We start from the raw sequence: 2,992 nt of genomic DNA, 5'->3' as shown, positions 1-2,992 counted from the left end.
GAACAGCAAGGGCTTGTTGCGATAGCCCTCTTGAAATTCGGAAATGACGAACATTTTTTCCTATAATTTCAAAATACTTTTCATCACGCGCTCTCATTGGGATGAAATTCCAACTATTCTAAAAATATGTTCGTGGCAATATTGCCACAATGGATCTTTTTTTGTATCTTTATCGTTGGAGTAGGTATACCTTAATATCAACTCAAAATTTTTTGGTGTTAATTAAAGAGTCTCGACTGCAAATTCTGACAATTGCTATTGGAAGAGACAATAGATTAATGCCCATGACGATATTTTGCGTACTTTCGTACACTCTATAGCGTTATGGGCTCTATTGTATATCGTTCCAAGGTCGTCAGAAACCTGCAGCCCGGTATTTAGAGCCCAGCTATAGTGCTTTTCATTCCAAGAGACTCGTATATAACCAATACGGGTATGAAAAAAAGTAATCCATTTTTCCGAGTGACTGACCAATACTTTAGGTGTGGATTATCTTTCTATGGCCCGGGTATCCTTATTTTTTTATCGTCCCAAATTTCTATCCTATGTTCATGCCCCTTCGATCGGATGTATGCACTGAAACCCAAAAATCCTGAATGATGTTGCTTCTGCCTACAGGTGGCAACGCTTAAATTTCATTATGGATTGGTATTGGTTCTTAAACCATCTGTAGGCATTTCTATTTGATCTAAAATTGCTTTTGGATCTATTTTTCTATTAATCAACTAACTGAACAATTATGAAAAAATCGATAATTTTTATCGCAATGGCTACGCTTTGCCTTTTATTTAAAGGTTATGGACAAGGTCTTCCTACTCAAAATATAAAACCATTGGCAATAGGGGATAAGGTTCCTGAAATTGTATTTGAAAAAATCCTAAATGGTAATAAACAGCCAATTTCACTTTCTTCACTAAAGGGAAAAGCGGTCATCCTTGACTTTTGGGCAACTTGGTGCAGTGCATGTATAAAGGGTTTTCCGCACATGCAGGAGCTTCAACAGAAGTATGGGAAAAACCTTCAGGTGCTTCTGATAGGGGATTCGGTAAAAGATACGGAAGAGAAGTTAACTAAGTTTTTGYTTGACCGCGAAAAAGACGGATCTCCGATAACCCTGCCCGTAGCATACAATGATATGCTAACAAAAATGCTGTTTCCACATAAAATGTTTCCGCACTATGTATGGATTGGCGCTGACAGGAGAGTGAAAGCAATCACTCGTGGGATTGAGGTTACTGACATAAATGTGGACAGGTTTATTGCTGGTCTTGAACTCTCACTTCCCAAAAAAGAATTATAACATGAGAATGATATGCTATTTATGGCTCCGATGGAGAATGTTATTTTTTCCAGGGTTATTGTTTTTCTTTCTTTTCACTCCTTCAGATGTATATGCACAGGAGAACAGACTTGAAAAGCTTGCAGTACCGGTTAAAATTTCAGGGAAGATTATCGTTGCTGATGCAACAGAAAACGGTGTTTACATCCGGTCGAAAACAGGGGGGACGAGTACGAGCGATTCGGTCGGTAATTTTTCCCGTGTGGTGAAATATCTTCCGGATACATTAAAGTTTTCAAAAGTAGGATTGTTTCCTATTGTTCGGATTCTCAGGAAAATGGAAGATTTAAAGGATCCTTTGATAATCCGTATGGTTGCAGAAGTTAAAGTACTGGAAGAAGTGCAGGTAAATACAGGCTATCAGCGTGTAAAACCAAATGAGATCAATGGAGCGGTGTCTGTCATTGATGAAAGAATGCTGGGCGCGCGGACTGGAACAAATGTTCTTGACCGTATTCTAGGGCAGACTTCAGCGGTACTGTTGAATACCGGGAAAACAAATAGTAATCCACAGAATAAAACGGGGATTTCCATACGCGGGCTGGGTACGATTAATGGGCCTCTTGATCCCTTGATTGTGCTGGATGGATTTATTTATGAAGGGGATATTAACAATATTAATCCATTCGATATCGAAAGTGTATCGGTGTTGAAGGATGCCTCAGCTTCGTCAATTTGGGGGGCGCGAGCAGGAAACGGGGTAATAGTGATCACCTCGAAGAAAGCAAAACTGAACCAGTCCCTAAATGTATCGTTTAATGCAAATGCGACGATTAAATCGCTACCTGATTTAAATTCCCTTTCAGAAATGGCTGTTGCAGAAAATATTGAAGCAGAAAGATTCCTTTTTGACAACGGGTTTTTCAATAACAGGATAAACAATGGTTATGCTGCCCTTTCACCTGCTGTGGAGCTCTTTTTGGCAAGACGCAATGGTAAACTTTCCGATGCAGAGGTCAATAGTAAACTGGATGCTTTCCGCTCAGGGAATCTTAAACAAGATTGGTTGAATGAATTTTATACGCATGCGCTTACCCAGCAGTATGGGCTGAATATAAGATCTGGTACAGCAAAGCATGCTTACTCAATAAGCGGAGGGCTGGATAACGCTTACGACCAGAATTATGCGGTTTCAAAAAGATATAATTTAAGGTTTTCCAACGATATCGTAATCACACCGAAACTATCGTTGTCAACGTCTTTAAACTTAACTTTTGCATCCACAAAATCAGGTAGGCCTTCCTATGGATCTGTTACTTACGCGGGTAGGCAGCCTTATCAGTTTTTACGGGATGCATCTGGAAATCCAATAAAATGGGCACAGATCTACAGACCAGCTTTCGTTGATACTTTGGGAAACGGAAAGCTGCTTGATTGGAACAATTATCCCACAGAAGACTACAAGCATGCTATTGCTACGACTTCAAGGCAGGAAATACTGGGGTCAGCTGCGCTGAAATACCGCTTTACGGACTATCTTGATTTAGAAGCAGGATACCAGAGGCAAAAGCAAAATGGGACAAATGTCCAGCATTTTGATATGGAGAGTTATTTTACCCGGAATGTCATTAATTCCTTCAGTCAGCTGAACCGTTCCACCGGTGTTGTTAAGTACATTGTTCCTTTGGGCGGAATACTCAATACAGGTACCAG

2 protein-coding genes are annotated in these 2,992 nt (G+C 40.1%); both read left to right on the top strand.

Going from position 1 to position 2,992, the window contains the following annotated elements; genetic code table 11:
* Positions 1-739: 739 nt before the first annotated feature.
* Positions 740-1,300, top strand: coding sequence for a TlpA family protein disulfide reductase (locus AC1DPQ_RS23015; protein WP_477610992.1), 561 nt, complete (start codon positions 740-742; stop codon positions 1,298-1,300).
* Between the two features lies 1 nt (position 1,301).
* Positions 1,302-2,992: TonB-dependent receptor plug domain-containing protein (locus AC1DPQ_RS23010; RefSeq protein WP_477610991.1), on the top strand; the 1,691-nt coding region annotated here is incomplete at its 3' end.

The organism is Pedobacter sp. 01T416_2 (assembly GCF_056398925.1).
Note: the sequence above shows the minus strand (reverse complement) of the source record. Positions and strands in the feature narration are given on the sequence as shown.